The sequence below is a fragment of the Streptomyces sp. genome, from assembly GCF_031181705.1.
Taxonomy (GTDB): domain Bacteria; phylum Actinomycetota; class Actinomycetes; order Streptomycetales; family Streptomycetaceae; genus Streptomyces.
On sequence record NZ_JAPSKN010000021.1, the window covers coordinates 40,890 to 54,654 of the forward strand.

10 protein-coding genes are annotated in these 13,765 nt (G+C 74.7%); 2 read left to right on the forward strand and 8 right to left on the reverse strand.

The window, feature by feature from the left end; genetic code table 11:
• Positions 1–826 precede the first annotated feature (826 nt).
• Positions 827–2,077 (forward strand): M14 family zinc carboxypeptidase, encoded by a 1,251-nt coding sequence (locus tag RIN80_RS07165; RefSeq protein WP_309094651.1) that lies wholly within the window; start codon positions 827–829, stop codon positions 2,075–2,077.
• Positions 2,078–2,087: 10 nt separating this feature from the next.
• Here the strand turns inward: RIN80_RS07165 and RIN80_RS07170 are convergent, their stop codons facing one another.
• Both RIN80_RS07170 and RIN80_RS07175 read right to left on the reverse strand, forming a co-directional pair.
• A complete protein-coding gene (locus RIN80_RS07170; RefSeq protein WP_375141636.1) occupies positions 2,088–3,509 on the reverse strand; it encodes a M14 family zinc carboxypeptidase in 1,422 nt (473 codons plus the stop codon).
• A 120-nt stretch (positions 3,510–3,629) separates the two neighbouring features.
• Positions 3,630–4,181, reverse strand: a complete 552-nt coding sequence (locus RIN80_RS07175) for a DUF1707 and FHA domain-containing protein (RefSeq protein ID WP_309094652.1) — start codon at positions 4,179–4,181, stop codon at positions 3,630–3,632.
• A 173-nt stretch (positions 4,182–4,354) separates the two neighbouring features.
• Between RIN80_RS07175 and treZ the strand changes: the two genes are divergently transcribed.
• On the forward strand, positions 4,355–6,100 hold the full coding sequence (gene treZ / locus RIN80_RS07180; RefSeq protein ID WP_309094653.1) for a malto-oligosyltrehalose trehalohydrolase: 1,746 nt from the start codon (positions 4,355–4,357) through the stop codon (positions 6,098–6,100).
• A 15-nt stretch (positions 6,101–6,115) separates the two neighbouring features.
• On the opposite strand, the gene RIN80_RS07185 is transcribed toward treZ, so the two are convergent.
• The 6 genes from RIN80_RS07185 to RIN80_RS07210 all read right to left on the reverse strand — a co-directional run bounded on the left by RIN80_RS07185 (position 6,116) and on the right by RIN80_RS07210 (position 13,593).
• Positions 6,116–7,087, reverse strand: a complete 972-nt coding sequence (locus tag RIN80_RS07185) for an aminoglycoside phosphotransferase family protein (protein ID WP_309094662.1) — start codon at positions 7,085–7,087, stop codon at positions 6,116–6,118.
• Positions 7,088–7,134: 47 nt separating this feature from the next.
• Positions 7,135–8,262: an aminopeptidase P family protein gene (locus tag RIN80_RS07190; RefSeq protein ID WP_309094654.1), complete on the reverse strand. Its 1,128-nt coding sequence runs from the start codon at positions 8,260–8,262 to the stop codon at positions 7,135–7,137.
• Between the two features lie 286 nt (positions 8,263–8,548).
• Positions 8,549–9,103 carry a PDZ domain-containing protein gene (locus tag RIN80_RS07195; RefSeq protein ID WP_309094655.1) on the reverse strand — a complete coding sequence of 185 codons (555 nt, stop codon included), beginning with the start codon at positions 9,101–9,103 and terminating at the stop codon, positions 8,549–8,551.
• Positions 9,104–9,368: 265 nt separating this feature from the next.
• Entirely contained in the window at positions 9,369–11,567 is a 2,199-nt protein-coding gene (cyc2, locus tag RIN80_RS07200) for a germacradienol/geosmin synthase Cyc2 (RefSeq protein ID WP_309094656.1), read from the reverse strand.
• Positions 11,568–11,707: 140 nt separating this feature from the next.
• Positions 11,708–12,889 carry a damage-control phosphatase ARMT1 family protein gene (locus RIN80_RS07205; protein WP_309094657.1) on the reverse strand — a complete coding sequence of 394 codons (1,182 nt, stop codon included), beginning with the start codon at positions 12,887–12,889 and terminating at the stop codon, positions 11,708–11,710.
• A gap of 56 nt (positions 12,890–12,945) precedes the next feature.
• Entirely contained in the window at positions 12,946–13,593 is a 648-nt protein-coding gene (locus tag RIN80_RS07210; RefSeq protein ID WP_309094658.1) for a ScbR family autoregulator-binding transcription factor, read from the reverse strand.
• Positions 13,594–13,765: the final 172 nt, after the last annotated feature.

Genomic DNA, 13,765 nt, shown 5'->3' on the forward strand with positions numbered 1-13,765 from the left:
GGCCCCTCCGTCCGCCCGGAGGGCGGGGTCACGGCGTCCAGGGCGTGCTCTCGGCGTGCCGGAAACGGCCCCTCCGTCCGCCCGGAGGGCGGGGTCACGGCGTCCAGGGCGTGCTCTCAGCGTGCCGGAAACGGCCCCTCCGTCCGCCCGGAGGGCGAGGTCGCGGCGTCCAGGGCGTGCTCTCAGCGTGCCGGAAACGGCCCCTCCGTCCGCCCGGAGGGCGGGGTCACGGCGTCCGGGGCGTGCTCTCGGGGTTGCCTGACGCAGTCCTGCGTACCGGGGCCTACGCGGGACTGCGTCCGGTGCGGCCAGAGGCGTGCCAGGCGTCGCGGGGCGGGAGGGACCGGGCGGACGCGGCCCGGGGTTCGGACGGCCGGGGGATCCGGGACCGGTCACGCGTACGCCTCCCGGGGGACGCCCCGGCCGGGTGCCGGGCCCGCGTCCCGTGCGTGTGACGCGGCGGTGGGCGCCGCGAGGCCGGTCTGGTCCGGAGCCCGGTGCCCGCTCCGCCGTGACCGAGGTGCCGGTCGAGGTGGCCCGGCGGCGGTGCACTGGCAGGGCAGGGGCGGCTCGTCCGCCTTCCCGTGCCTGTTCACCGGCCTCGCCGTGATCGCGACCGGCGCCGCGGACGGCAGGGCCGGGCCGATCGCCGGCCGGGACGCCGGGCCGAGCCGTCCGGCGGCGTGCCGCACCTCCGCCCGCACCCGGCCCCGTCCGGGCGGTCCGGTGCTTCCGGGCGCTCCCTGGGGCCTCCCCGATCGCGCCCTTGACACCGCACCATGGCCGTGGGGTACTGCGACTGCGAACTCGGGCGGATATGACGGGGGTGAGTGTCCTGCCGGAGCTGCGCTACCCGACGGTGACCGAACAGGTCCGTGCCGCCCGCGCGTTGAGCACCCAACGCCCCGGTGTGTGCACCCTGCGGCAGGTGGGCGCCTCACGGGCCGGCCGGCCGCTGCACCTGCTGTCCGTGGGCCGGGCCCGCCGCGCCGTGCTGGTGGTCGCGGGCGCCCACGCCAACGAGCCGACCGGCTCCTGCACGCTCCTCGCGCTCGCCCGGCGGGTGCTGGAGCAGCGGAAGCTGCGCGACGGCATCTCCTGGCACTTCCTGCTGTGCGCCGACCCCGACGGGGCGAGTCTGCACGTGACACCGGCGCCGCGCAGCCTGTTCGACTACCACCTCGGCTTCTTCCGGCCCGCGGGCCCGGAGCAGCCGGAGTGGGCGCCGTCCGTGCTGCCGCCCGACCGGCTGCCGCCCGAGACCCGCGCGCTGACCGGCGTCATCGACGAGCTGCGTCCCTACCTCCAGGTGACCCTGCACGGCACGGACCTGGGGGGCAGCTGGGTGCAGCTGACCAAGGACGTGCCCGGACTGGCCGAGCCGTTCGCCAAGTCCGCCGCGGAACTGCACATCCCGGTGGAGACCGGCGCCTCGGACGCCGCGGGCTGGCCCGCCTCCGGCCCGGGCGTGCACGTGATGCCCGCGCCGGGGAGCGGCCCGGCGTACCCGAGCCTGCCGGACGACGCCCGGCACAGCACCTGGTTCCACGCCCACCGCTACGGCGGCCTCACCGCCGTGGTCGAGGTGCCGATGTGGGCGAGCGACCTGGTGGACGACCCGGCTCCGCATCCGGCCCCGGCGGCGGCGATCGGGCGGCTCGCGCGCCGGCTGCAGCGCGACGCGCTGGAGGTGACGCGGGTGCTGGAGGGCGCGCTGCCCCGGCTCGGGGAGCTGGACGGACCGCTGCTGCGGGCCGCGCGCTGGGGTCTGGAGCTGGTACCGGGGCTGGCCGCCGACCTGGTGCACACCCCGCCCGCCGACCGGACGATGGCGTACGTCGGCAGTGTGGACGCCTTCGCGCGGCGCGTGCCGCTGCGGGCGGCGGCCATGCTGCGGCGGGTGCTGCGCGGGACGGACGAGCGGGCCGCGCAGCAGTTGGAGCATCTCGTGGCGACCTGGAGCGACGCCTTCGCCGAACGTTTCCGCGCCCGCTGGGTGCCCTTGGAGAACCAGGTCGAGCACCAGTCGCGGACCGTGGTCGCGGCGGCGCTGCACGCGCGCGAGGAGACCGGCTAGATCCGCGGCGTCAGGGCGCCGTCCCCGCCGTGTCGGCGCCGCCGCCCCGGACCGCCAACCCGCCCTCCCCCCGGCCGGGCCCCCTGTCCGCGCGCGCGAGCCGCCCGGCGAGTTCGAACGCCGACAGCACCACCCGTGCCTGGTACTCCGCCTGCCGGGCGACCGGGATCCAGCGTGCCCCGCAGCCGTCGCGGTAGTCGGCGCACCACGCGTCGATCAGCCGGTCCAGCTCCGGCAGCGCCCCGGCCGGATCGTGGCCGGCGGCCCGTACCAGCTGGTGGAGCAGCCCGGCGGTGCGCAGGGCCAGTCGCCGTCCGGAGATGCGCAGGGCCGCCAGGTGGGCGGTGCTGAGGGAGGGCAGGGGGTGGGCCGCGCCGGTGCCGGTGTCGGGGTCCCAGGCGTCGGCCAGGCCGGGGCAGACCAGTAGATAGTCGTCGACCGGGGCGAGCAGGCGCGCCGCGTCGCGCGCTCCGGCCAGGTGCGGCCGGATCCGGGTCAGCAGGTGCCGCAGGAGGCCCGTGTCGTGGCGCAGGGTGCGGCTGACGGCCCGCAGCACCGCGTCCCGGTCCCCGGGCGGGGCCGCCTCCGACACGGCCGCCACGCCCCACATGGGCGACTCGACCACCGCGGTGACGGTGCCGTGCCGGTACGGGTGGAACCACGTCGACTCGACGGCGGCCTCCGTGATGGCGGCGGCCAGATCCGCCCGGCGCGGCGGCGGGATGCGGTAGACGGCGGGTCCGAGACCGGGCCAGTACAGCGCGTCGTAGGCGCCCAGTTCGCGGGGGATGCCGAGCCGGGCGGCGATGTGGGCCAGGCGCCGGTCGAGGCCGGGCAGGTCGTGGGTGAGCTCGACGAAGCCGCCGCCGATGTCGACGCCGTGCAGGGAGCACTGGAGGAACGGCCGCAGTTCGTCCTGGACGTCGAGGAGGGCACGGGTCTCCGGCAGGGCGGCGGCGGCCGCGCCGTCGGGCAGCCATTCGGGCTGCTCCAGGAAGCCGGGCCGGAAGAAGTTCCGGAAGTACCGGCCGAGGGTGTAGGGGCCGGTGAGCCAGCCCTCGTTGCGGCGCAGGCCGTCCGGGTCGAGGCTGAGCAGCAGGTTCCAGGTGGCGTCGGCGCCCTCGGTGAGCCGCGGGTCGGCCAGGGTCCGCTCGGCCAGGCGCAGCACGGTGGCCCCGCCCACGGGTTCGTTGGCGTGGGGTCCGGCGACGACGAGGGCCTGGCGCTCGCCGTGGCCGACGGACAGCAGCCACAGGGGCGTGCCCGCGCGGGACGTTCCGACCCGGCGCAGCCGGGCGTGACGGGGGTGGCGGGCGACGAGTGCGGCGGCCCGGGCGCCCAGTTCGTCGACGGTCGGGTAGCGCGGGAGGGGCGGCAGGGCACACCTCCGATGCGGAGCCGTCGGTTCACCAGGAGTGCATGGCGTACGCACAGTCAGTCACGACTTCGGGGGCACGTCAACACCGTAGACCACAACAGAGTTTCGGCCATTCCGGATGGATCGACGGCCGGTCAACCCGAGGCCAGGGCTCGGAGGTGGCGCGGTTTTCGGTCAGGTGGCGGACAGCCGGAACATCACGTGCCCGAAGCCCACCTGGTCGCCCTCGCGGACGACGGCAGCTGCGACGACCCGCCGTCCGTTCACCGTCGTGCCGTTGGTGGAGCCGAGGTCGCGCAGGACCCACAGGCCGCCCTGGTGGCGCAGTTCGGCGTGGACGCGGGAGACCGTCTCGTGGTTGAGGCGCAGCCCGCTGCCGGGGTCGCGTCCTATGCGCAGCGGATGGCCGTGCGCCGGGTGCGGCAGCAGCAGCTTGGGCAGCCGCTCGGCCTGCCAGGCCCGGCGCAGCCGCACGGTGAATCCGGAGACCGCCTCGACGGAGCCGAACAGCAGGCGGGCGAACCTGTTCTCCGTGGGCAGGTCGGCGGTGAGCACCGCGAGCTCGTCCGGGCGGCGCGCGGCGAGCGCCAGTTCCATGCGGCGGATGAACGTGTCGTGGGACAGGCGGCCCATGGCGACGCCGTCACGGAGCACCCGCAGCGCCCTGTCGCGCTCCGCGTCGGAGAGCCGCGCGGGGTACGTGTTGAACTCGAAGGACGACGTCACGCTCGTGATTGTCGGACAGCGCGGCCGGGCTGTCCAGGAAACGGGTGAACGCCCACCGCGCGCGCGTACCCGGCGGGACCCGCCGCAAAAGGGTGGATGCACCAGCGGATTGATCGCGTTTGACGCACCATGGACGGGCTACATCACGGTGAGCAGACGAAGGGGAACCGTCCGTGCAGTTCGAGGTGTGGGCACCGCAGGCCGGCCGAGTGACGCTCCAGTGCGACGGCGTCACGCGCGCGTTGGAGCGCGATCCGGAACGGGCGGGATGGTGGTGGGGCGAGGCGGAGGCGCGCGAGGGGTCCCGGTACGGCTTCGCGCTGGACGACGGGCCGGTGCTGCCCGATCCGCGCTCGCGCCGTCAGCCGGACGGCCCGGACGGGCTGAGCGCCGTCGTCGAGCACGAGCGCTACACCTGGCGCGTGCCCTGGCGCGGGCGTCCGCTGCCCGGGGCGGTGCTCTACGAACTGCATGTGGGCACGTACACCCCCGAGGGCACCCTGGACGCGGCCGCCGAGCGGCTCGGCCATCTCGCCGAACTGGGCGTCACCCACGTGGAACTGATGCCGCTCACCCCCTTCCCGGGCACCCACGGCTGGGGCTACGAGGGCGTCAGCCTGTGGGCGGTGCACGAGCCGTACGGCGGGCCCGAGGCGCTGAAACGCTTCGTCGACCGGGCCCACGAACTCGGCCTGGGCGTGGTGCTCGACGTGGTGCACAACCACTTCGGCCCGTCCGGCAACTACCTGCCCGTCTTCGGGCCGTACCTCACGGACACCCACCACACGCCCTGGGGCGCCGCGGTCAACCTGGACGCACCCGGCTCGGACGAGGTGCGCGCGTTCCTGATCGGCAGCGCGCTGGCGTGGCTGCGGGACTACCGGCTGGACGGGCTGCGGCTGGACGCGGTGCACGCGCTGGTGGACACGCGCGCGCTGCACTTCCTCGAGGAGCTGTCGACGGCCGTGGACGCCCTGGCCGGCGAGGTGGAGCGGCCGCTGTTCCTGGTCGCCGAGTCGGATCTGAACGACCCGCGGCTCATCACCGCCCGCGCCGAGGGGGGCCTCGGGCTGCACGCGCAGTGGAACGACGACTTCCACCACGCCCTGCACACCGTCCTGACCGGCGAGGCGCAGGGCTACTACGCCGACTTCGCGCGGGCCTCCCTCGGCGGGCTCGCCAAGACCCTCAGCGGCGGTTACTTCCACGACGGCTCGTACTCCAGCTTCCGCGAACGCCACCACGGGCGCCCCCTGGACCGCACGCGGGTGGCCGGGCACCGGCTGCTCGGCTACAGCCAGACCCACGACCAGGTCGGCAACCGCGCCCAGGGGGACCGCCTTTCGGCCCTGCTCTCCCCCGGGCTGCTGGCCTGTGCGGCCACGCTGGTGCTGACGGCGCCGTTCACGCCGATGCTCTTCATGGGCGAGGAGTGGGCCGCGGGCACGCCCTGGCAGTTCTTCACCGACCACACCGACCCGGAACTGGCGGACGCCGTACGCCGGGGCAGGCGGCGGGAGTTCGCCGCGCACGGGTGGAAGGAGGAGGACGTGCCCGACCCGCAGGACCCGGCGACCCGGGACCGCTCCTGCCTGGACTGGTCCGAGCCGGAACGCGAGCCCCACGCGCGCATGCTGGACTGGTACCGCCGGCTCCTCGCCCTGCGCCGCGAGCAGCCCGACCTGACCGATCCGGACCTCGCCGACACGAAGGTGGCCTACGACGAGGAGCGGCGCTGGCTCGCCTTCCGGCGCGGGGACGTCCTCGTGGCGGTGAACCTGGCCCCGGAGCCGGCCGAACTGCCGCTCGGGGTGCCCCACGCGCGCGTGCTGGCCGCGTGGGAGCCGGTTCCGACGCCCGGGGCGGACGGGGTGGTGCGGCTGCCCGGCGAGTCGGGCGTGGTCCTGCTGCAGGAGTGAGTCACCCGGGGCGGGTCACAGGGCGTCGTCCGTGGCGCCCGGGTCCGTCACCCGTTCCAGCAGGATCGGCTCCCAGGCGTGGCGCAGCCGGGTGCGCGGCAGGGCGGTGTCCTGGGTGGTGAGGGCCCCGGCGAGGTCGACGACGGCGTCGCAGCGGGCGAGCCACAGGCCACGCAGGCAGGGCCGGGCCCCGTAGCCGGCGAGGGTGGCGGCGCGCACGGCGGCGGGCGCGCCGACGGCGAGCGCGAGGCCCGCGATGTCCTCGGCCGGGTCGCCGACCACCGCAGCGGACCAGCCGAGGACGCCGCGCACCCGCCCGTCCGCGCCGACCACCAGGTGCCCCGCCGTCAGGGCGCGGTGGGTGAGGACCGCCGAACCGGGCTGGGCGGCCAGCTGGGCCGCGGCCTGCGGGGTGAGCTGGTGCAGCCGGGCGGCGTCGAACTCGTCGGCCTCGCCCAGGCGCCCGGCGGCGCGTACGGCGGCCCGGCGCAGCGACTCCAGGGAGCGGGGCGCGGCGCGCGGCACACCGAGGGTCTCGGCCTGCCGGACCGGCACCTCGCGCAGGCCGGTGAGCAGCCCGGCGAGGTCGGCCTCACCGACGGCGGACACGTCGTGCCGCTCGCCCGACCCGCCGGGCAGCCTGGTGTCCAGCGTGTAGGCCAGCCCGGGGGCCCATTCGCCGTGCGCGACGCTGGCCGGGACCGCGACCGGGACGTGCGGGCGGACGAGGTCGCGCAGGCGCAGTTCGCGGCGCCGGCGCACGGTGGCCTCGCGGTCGGCGGCGAGGCGCAGCACGTGGCGCGTGCCGACCCACCAGGTGGTGGGTTCGGCGCCCCCGGTGGCGGGCCGGATGTCGGGGCCGCCGTTCCGCGCGGTGCCCCCGCCGCGCTCGTCCCGCGTGCCGGCCGTTCCCTCCCCGCCGTCCTCCAGCAGGGACAGGACCAGCCGGCGGACCGTGTCCGCGGTGGGGGTGGGTGCCTGGGTCATGGTCGCGCCGTTGCCGTTCGTGAGGCGTGCGGGGGACATCGGTGGCCTCACTCCACTATGACCAGCTCGCGGGTGGTGCCGTTCAGGCGCCGCCCGCCGTCCTCGGTGACGGTGACGATGTCCTCGATGCGCACGCCGAACCGGCCGGGCAGGTAGATGCCGGGTTCCACGGAGAAGCACATGCCGGGCACGAGGGGCTGCTCCTCGCCCTCGATCATGTAGGGCGGCTCATGGGTGGTGACGCCGATGCCGTGGCCGGTGCGGTGGATGAAGTACTCGCCGTACCCGGCGTCGGCGATGACGGCGCGGGCGGCCCGGTCGACGTCCTGGCAGGCGGCCCCCGGCCGCACCGCGCGGAAGCCGGCCTCCTGGGCCGCGCGCACCACGTCGTGGACCCGGCGCTCCTCGTCGGTGGGCGGGCCGACGTGGACCGTGCGGGAGGTGTCGGAGCCGTAGCCGTTCCTGAGGCCGCCGAAGTCGAGGACGACCATGTCGCCGCGGGCGATGACCCGGTCGCCCGCCTCGTGGTGGGGGTTGGCGCCGTTCGGGCCCGAGGCGACGATGGTGAAGTCGACCTGCTCGTGGCCGTGCCGGCGCAGCAGCCGGTCGAGGTCCGCGGCCACCTCGGACTCCCGGCGTCCGGCGAAGGGGACGTCGCGGATCTCCTCGAACGCGGCGTCGGCGGCGGCCCCCGCGGCCGCCATGAGCTCCAGTTCGGCCGCGTCCTTGACGGCGCGCAGCATCGGCAGGGCCTCGGTGAGCGAGACGAAGGAGCCGCCCGGCAGGGCCCGCCCGAGCGCCAGCAGGTGCAGCGCCCAGGCGTTGTCGCTGATGCCGAACCGGCCCGCCGGGCCGAGGAGCGCGGCGGTGGCGGCGTAGGGGTCCTTGCCGTCGGTCCAGTCGCGCAGGGTCAGGGCGGGAGCGCCGGCGGCCTTGAGCGCGTCCGGGGCCTCCAGCGCGGGGACGACGAGGACGGGGTCCTGCCCGGCGGCCAGGACCAGCAGGGTGAGCCGCTCGGTGACGGCCGGGGGCGTGTATCCGGTGAGCCACACCAGATCCGGCCCGGGGGCGACGAGCAGGCCCGCGAGCCCGGCCTGCGCGGCGGTCCGCGCGGCGCGCTCCATGCGGGCCCGGTAGTCGTCGGCGGTGAAGGACGCGGCCGTGCTTCCGGTCATCCGGGCCTCCCAGGACGGACGAAGGGGCTACGGGCAGCATCCTGCCCGGCCGGAGGGGGCGGCGCGAGCCGTCTGCGGGCTTTCCCCCGAGCATCGCGCCCCACGGCAGCGCGCTGCTCGGCCGTCGGACCTGATGCGCGTGCGCGGCCACGCCGTCAGCCGCTCGGGGCGAGGGGCCGTACTGACCGTGCTGGTAGGCGCGCACACCGACGGTGCGCCTCTCGTCGCGGCGCGACGGCGACGCCCGGTACCCCCACTGTCCCGCCCGGGGCCGCCTTCCCGTGGTTCACGTGAGGAGGGCCGGCACGACCGTCACCTGCTCGTAGCCGCCGCCGCGATGCCGCACCGTCAGCTTCACCTCCCGCCCCGGGCGGGCCCGGGCGACGGCTCGCGCCAGGTCGGCGGCCGTGTCGATGCGGGTCGTGCCGAAGTTCAGCAGGACGTCGCCGCGTACCAGGCCCGCCTGCTGCGCCGGTCCGGGCACGTGGAGTCCGACGACCACGGCCCCGGGCCCGCGCGCGTCCATGACCTGCACACCGAGGGTCACGGCGGCGGGTGCCTGCGCGGCGGTGGCCGGCGAGGGACGCGCGGGGGGCGTGTGCCGCCCGCGCGGGTCGAGCACCCCGCCCTGGCCGGCCACCGTGGCGCCCATCGCCCCCAGGCCGATCCCTGACAGCACCAGGACGGCGCCGGCGAACCCGGCCAGCAGCACGTTGAGCAGCCGCCGCCCGCGCCGCCGGACGGCGTGCGGGCGGCGCCGCGGCGGCCCGGACCCCGTGGCCGGTGACGGCTCGGGCTCCCGGCCCGGCATCGGCTTGGGTCGCAGCGCGGTCTGTTCCATGGCTCGCCTCCGGGTGGTGCCGATCGGCTCCGGCGGATGCCGGAACGATCTCGGCAGGTGCTCTACCCGGCCCGTCGGCGGCCCACGAGCCACGAACGAGTGAGACTGACCGGCGCGGCCCCGACGCGTCAGCCGGTGGCCCTCCCCGTTGTTGAATCACCCGTGTGGTGCCTGTCGTTTCCCTTGCACCCGGGAAGACCCCCGACGCGCCGTCGGGGGTTCCGTCATGTCCCGTTCCGGGAGGATCTGACTGGAAAACGCCGCCTCAGCCGAGGGCGGGCACGGGCACGGCCGGCAGCCGGCCGGGAAGGAAGCCGTGGGCGCGCCGGGAGAGCCACTCGTCCTTGTAACGGTCCACCTGGCGGTGCCAGTTCAGGATGCCGGACAGCCAGTTCCGCAGGTCCGCCACATAGGTCCCCATGGCGGCACGCGCCTCCCGGCTGAGCCGGAAGTCGTCGTAGAGGATGGGCAGTTCGTGCTCGACGACGTGCTCGAACTGCCGCATGCGCTGGCTCATCAGGTCGTGCACGATGCCGAGGCCGGTGGGGTAGTCGCAGTTGAAGAAGTTCTGCACGACGAGGATCGCGTTGTGGATCTCGCCCTCGAACTCGATCTCCTTCTGGTACGAGAAGACGTCGTTGAGCAGGCACGCGAAGTCCATCGCGGCGTTCTCCAGCGACCGGACCGGGCCGCTGCGGTAGACCTCGGGCGGGATGGCCGGGCCGTGTCCCAGCCGGCACAGGCTCAGGGTGAGGTCGGAGCCGAAGGTGGCCCGGCGCATCTCCAGGTAGTCGACCGGGTCGGGGATGCGGTTCTGGAGCTGGTTGGACAGCTCCCACACCCAGCTCTCGGTCATGACGTCGATGGCGGCCTTGAGGGTGCGCCGCGCCTCGGGCGTCATCTCCGCGGTGGTGCGCTGCCACAGGTCGATCAGACTGCGTTCCATGGCGTTGACCGGGGCCGGCGGCTCGGCACCGTCGACCGGCATGCAGTCGGACAGCCGGGCCGTGGTCAGCCGGGCGGCGGCCAGGTCGCGGCGGTGGCCGTAGACCAGCGGGTAGTAGTCGTCGCCGTAGGTGCCCCAGGCGAGCCACTGCGAGCTGAGGTCGAGGGCCTCCGGGGTGGCGTCCGGGTCGAGGCCCGCGGCGCACAGCGGCAGGTCGTAGGCCCTGAGCTTGTCCGCGTCCCAGACGCCCTCGGCGAGGATGCCCATCCGGTTCACCCAGTCGGTCAGGTTCCGCCGGGAACGGTCGAGGTGCGGGCTGAGCTCCAGCGGGAACGGCATCCGGATGTCGGGGATCCGCGACGGTCCGACCTTCTGGTACGGCACGTGCGTGTAGGAGCGCAGCCTCCCCCACTGCCCGGCAGGCGCGGGCGGTGCCCCCGCCGTGCCGGTCGCGGCGAGCAGGGCGCGCACGTCGGCGGCGGAGGTGCCCATGCCGCTGCACCCCGGCCAGGGGCTGCCCCCGCGCACCGCGTTGTCGTTCATGTAGCGGCTGGAGCGCAGGTGCCACTCGTGGCCGCCGGACTGCCAGTCCTGCAGGCCCTTGGTGTACGCCGCCACGGCCGCGACCTCGTCCGGCCCCAGGCCCCTGTCCAGGGCCAGCGCGGGCACTTCGGTGAACGCCGTGTGCTCGAACTGGTGGAGCCGGGAGGTGAGGACGTCGTTGACGGTGTCGGCGGCCTCCTGGGTGGTGCAGCCGAAGAAGGTCTCCAGGACGAGCACGCCGTTGCTGTTCTCGCCCTCCTCCTCGACCTCGCGCTGGTACGAGAACAGGTCGTTGCGCAGGTGGACGGCGTCGGAGAACGTCTCCATCAACACCCTGAGCGGCCTGGATCCGGCGACGGAGGCGGGGACTTCGGCGGTGGCGTACTCGACGAGCCCCGCCGACCAGGGTGCGCCGCCGACCTTGCGGCGCATCTCGATGTACTCGACGGGGTTGGCGATCCGTCCCTCGTTGATGTTGGACAGCTCCCACATCGACTCGTTCAGCAGGTGCTCGGTGGCCACGGCGAAGCGGCGGCGCCAGTCCTCGGACATGGCGGGCACCGTGCGCGCCCACAGGTCGGCGAGGCCCGCCTCGACCGGGTTCTCCGGTTCCGGTACGGGGGTCGCGAGGTCCAGCGGCATGAACAGGGGCAGCCGGTCCAGATGCGCCTTGCCGGCGGCGCGGTCCTGGCTGCGCTTGTACATCTCCAGGAAGTGGTCGTCGAAGAAGAAGACCCACACGTACCAGTCGGTGATGAGGGAGAGGGCGGGGCCGTCGCAGTCGGGGTGGGTGTAGGCGCAGAGCAGGCCGTAGTCGTGCGCGTCGAGGTCGGCTTGGTCCCAGACGCCGGATCCCTCCAGCATGCCCATCTCGCGCGCCCACTCCGTCGAGTGTGCCCGGGCCTCGTCGACATGGGGGTTCAGCCGCGCGGGGTGCGGCATGTAGAAGTGCGGGAGTGTGAACGGCTGCGTCATGGCCGGGCCCTACCCGGCGCCTCGCGGCGGCATCCGCGAGGCCGCACATGATCACACCATCGCGTGAATCGGTGGCGAACGAGGCCGCCGGGCCCGCGCGTTGTGGCTGCGGCCGCGCGCCCCCGCCCCACGCGTCGCTGTCAGACGTCCCGGACCTGGATCAGCGCGTGCGTGCCGGCCGTGCGCCAGCGCCCGCCCTCCGCGGCGTCCAGGGCGGCCTCGGTGCGCGCGTCGAGGCCGGTGATCACCTCGGACTTCAGGGTGCGCAGGGCGGCGACCGGGCCGGGGAAGTACGCGGTGACGTCCGTGAACGGCGTGGTCGGGTCCCAGAGCCGGTCGCCCACCAGGCGGCGGTAGTTGAGGTCGCCCTTGACGATCGTGAGCGCGGCCGCGGCGAACTCGGCACGCAGGTCGCCGGGCATCTCCGCGTACGGCAACGGGGCGCTGGAGAAGGGATGGGCCCGCAGGGCGAGCCGGCCGTCGGACAGGGCCGACCACAGCGTCCGCCCGTACGCGGCGGCCGCTCCTCCGGCCCCGGTCAGCCGGCGCAGGGCGTCGACGACGTCGGCGGTGGTGGCGTCGGAGACGTAGTAGGGGCAGGGCTTGACGTGCAGGACCGCCCGTTCGACGCGCCCGTCGGCCAGGAGGTGGGCGATCAGCAGCAGGTCGGGGACGAGTTCGCGGCCGGCGTTGTCGGCGACCAGGCAGAGCGTGCCCGGGCGGGCGGTGTCCAGCAGGGGCCACAGCCGGTCGCTGTCGTCGGCCACCAGAGCCGGCACGGCCCGCGTCTCCTGGGCGCCCTCGGCGGAGAGGCGGAAGCCGAGGTCGGCGCGGTTGCCCCAGAGGGAGCCGTGCAGCAGCGCCCGCGCCTGTTCCTCGGCGGGCCGGCCGGCCAGGTCGTCGAGGGCGGCCAGTTCCTCGTCGGTCCCGGGTGAGTCGAGTTCGGCCAGTTTGAAGGGGCGGAAGGGGTCGATGCCCTGCCAGGGTCCGGGCCCGAAGTAGCCGACGGCCTCCAGCAGCCGGCGGTAGAAGAAGCTCTCGGACCAGAGCCACGGCACGTCGAACCAGGAGCGGCCGGTGTGGGCGGGCAGCCCCCAGGCGTCCCAGTCCTCCCGGTCGTGCGCGCCGGCGGGGAGGGACTCGATCGTGCCCTCGGTGCAGTTGGCCAGCAGCACGTCGAGCGCGCGGTGCTGTGCCGGTTCGTAGGGGAAGGCCTCGCGGACCTGCTGGATGATGGCGGGGTGCCGTTCGGCGAGCACGCTGTGCGGGAACGAGCCCGGCCGGTTGCCGAGGAGCAGGGGCGCGGTGGGGGTGTCGGGCATGGGGCTCACCGTAACGCGCGGGTGCGCCGCGCCGGCCGCCGAGCGCGGCGCCCCGGTCACACCGGGACGATCTCCCGTTCCAGACGGGCCGCCAGGCTCAGGTAGCGGGCGCGGCGGGTCACCGGGACCAGGCCGCGGATGAGTATGTTCCACATCTCCGCGGTGCGGCGGGGCTGGCGTGCGACCGGTTCGCGGGAGCGGCCCACGACCCGGGTGCCGACGAAGAAGCAGACCAGGGAGTGGGCCACGACGTCGATGTCGATGTCGGGATGGACGTCGGACTCCTTGACGGCGCCGACCAGCCGGGCCGTGACGATGTCCAGCCACTCCGTGAACGGGTGGCTCAGGGGCGGCCGGGGACGGATCCCGCCGGTCGCGAGCCGCAGTCCGGCCCGCAGGACCGGGTCCTCGACGGACATGCGGGTGATGCCGAACGTGAGGCGCATCAGCGCCTCCAGGGAGGTGTGGCCGCGCTGGTCGGTCTCGGCCGCCAGCCGCCGGGCGGTGTGCGACTGGAGTTCGAGGATCGCGTGGGCGAGATCCTCCTTGGCGGCGAAGTGGAAGTACAGGGCGCCCTTGGTGACGTGAGCGTGTTCCACGATGTCGCTGAGACTGGTCGATTCGTAGCCGCGACGGTCGAACAGGTCAGCGGCGGCCGTGATGATCGTCGAGCGGGTCTGCTCGGCTCGCAACTGCCTCGCCATCGACTGAACTCTCCCGGGACGGAAATGAACGGGTCATGCCGTTTGTTTTTACCCCCCGTACACGATAACTCACCCTCAGACGGCGCTCATCACAGCAGTGTGCCGGAGTGCGGGCGCACTTCCGGCAAAAACAGCGCAACTGGTCAAAGAAAACAGCAGGTTCGGTTTCTAA

Excerpts from the sequence above, each read along its gene's own strand:
- cyc2 (WP_309094656.1), bottom strand. The coding sequence starts at position 11,567 with ATGACGCAGCCGTTCACACTCCCGCACTTCTACATGCCGCACCCCGCG.
- RIN80_RS07195 (WP_309094655.1), bottom strand. The coding sequence starts at position 9,103 with ATGGAACAGACCGCGCTGCGACCCAAGCCGATGCCGGGCCGGGAGCCC.
- RIN80_RS07205 (WP_309094657.1), bottom strand. The coding sequence starts at position 12,889 with ATGCCCGACACCCCCACCGCGCCCCTGCTCCTCGGCAACCGGCCGGGC.
- RIN80_RS07210 (WP_309094658.1), bottom strand. The coding sequence starts at position 13,593 with ATGGCGAGGCAGTTGCGAGCCGAGCAGACCCGCTCGACGATCATCACG.
- RIN80_RS07190 (WP_309094654.1), bottom strand. The coding sequence starts at position 8,262 with ATGACCGGAAGCACGGCCGCGTCCTTCACCGCCGACGACTACCGGGCC.
- RIN80_RS07185 (WP_309094662.1), bottom strand. The coding sequence starts at position 7,087 with ATGACCCAGGCACCCACCCCCACCGCGGACACGGTCCGCCGGCTGGTC.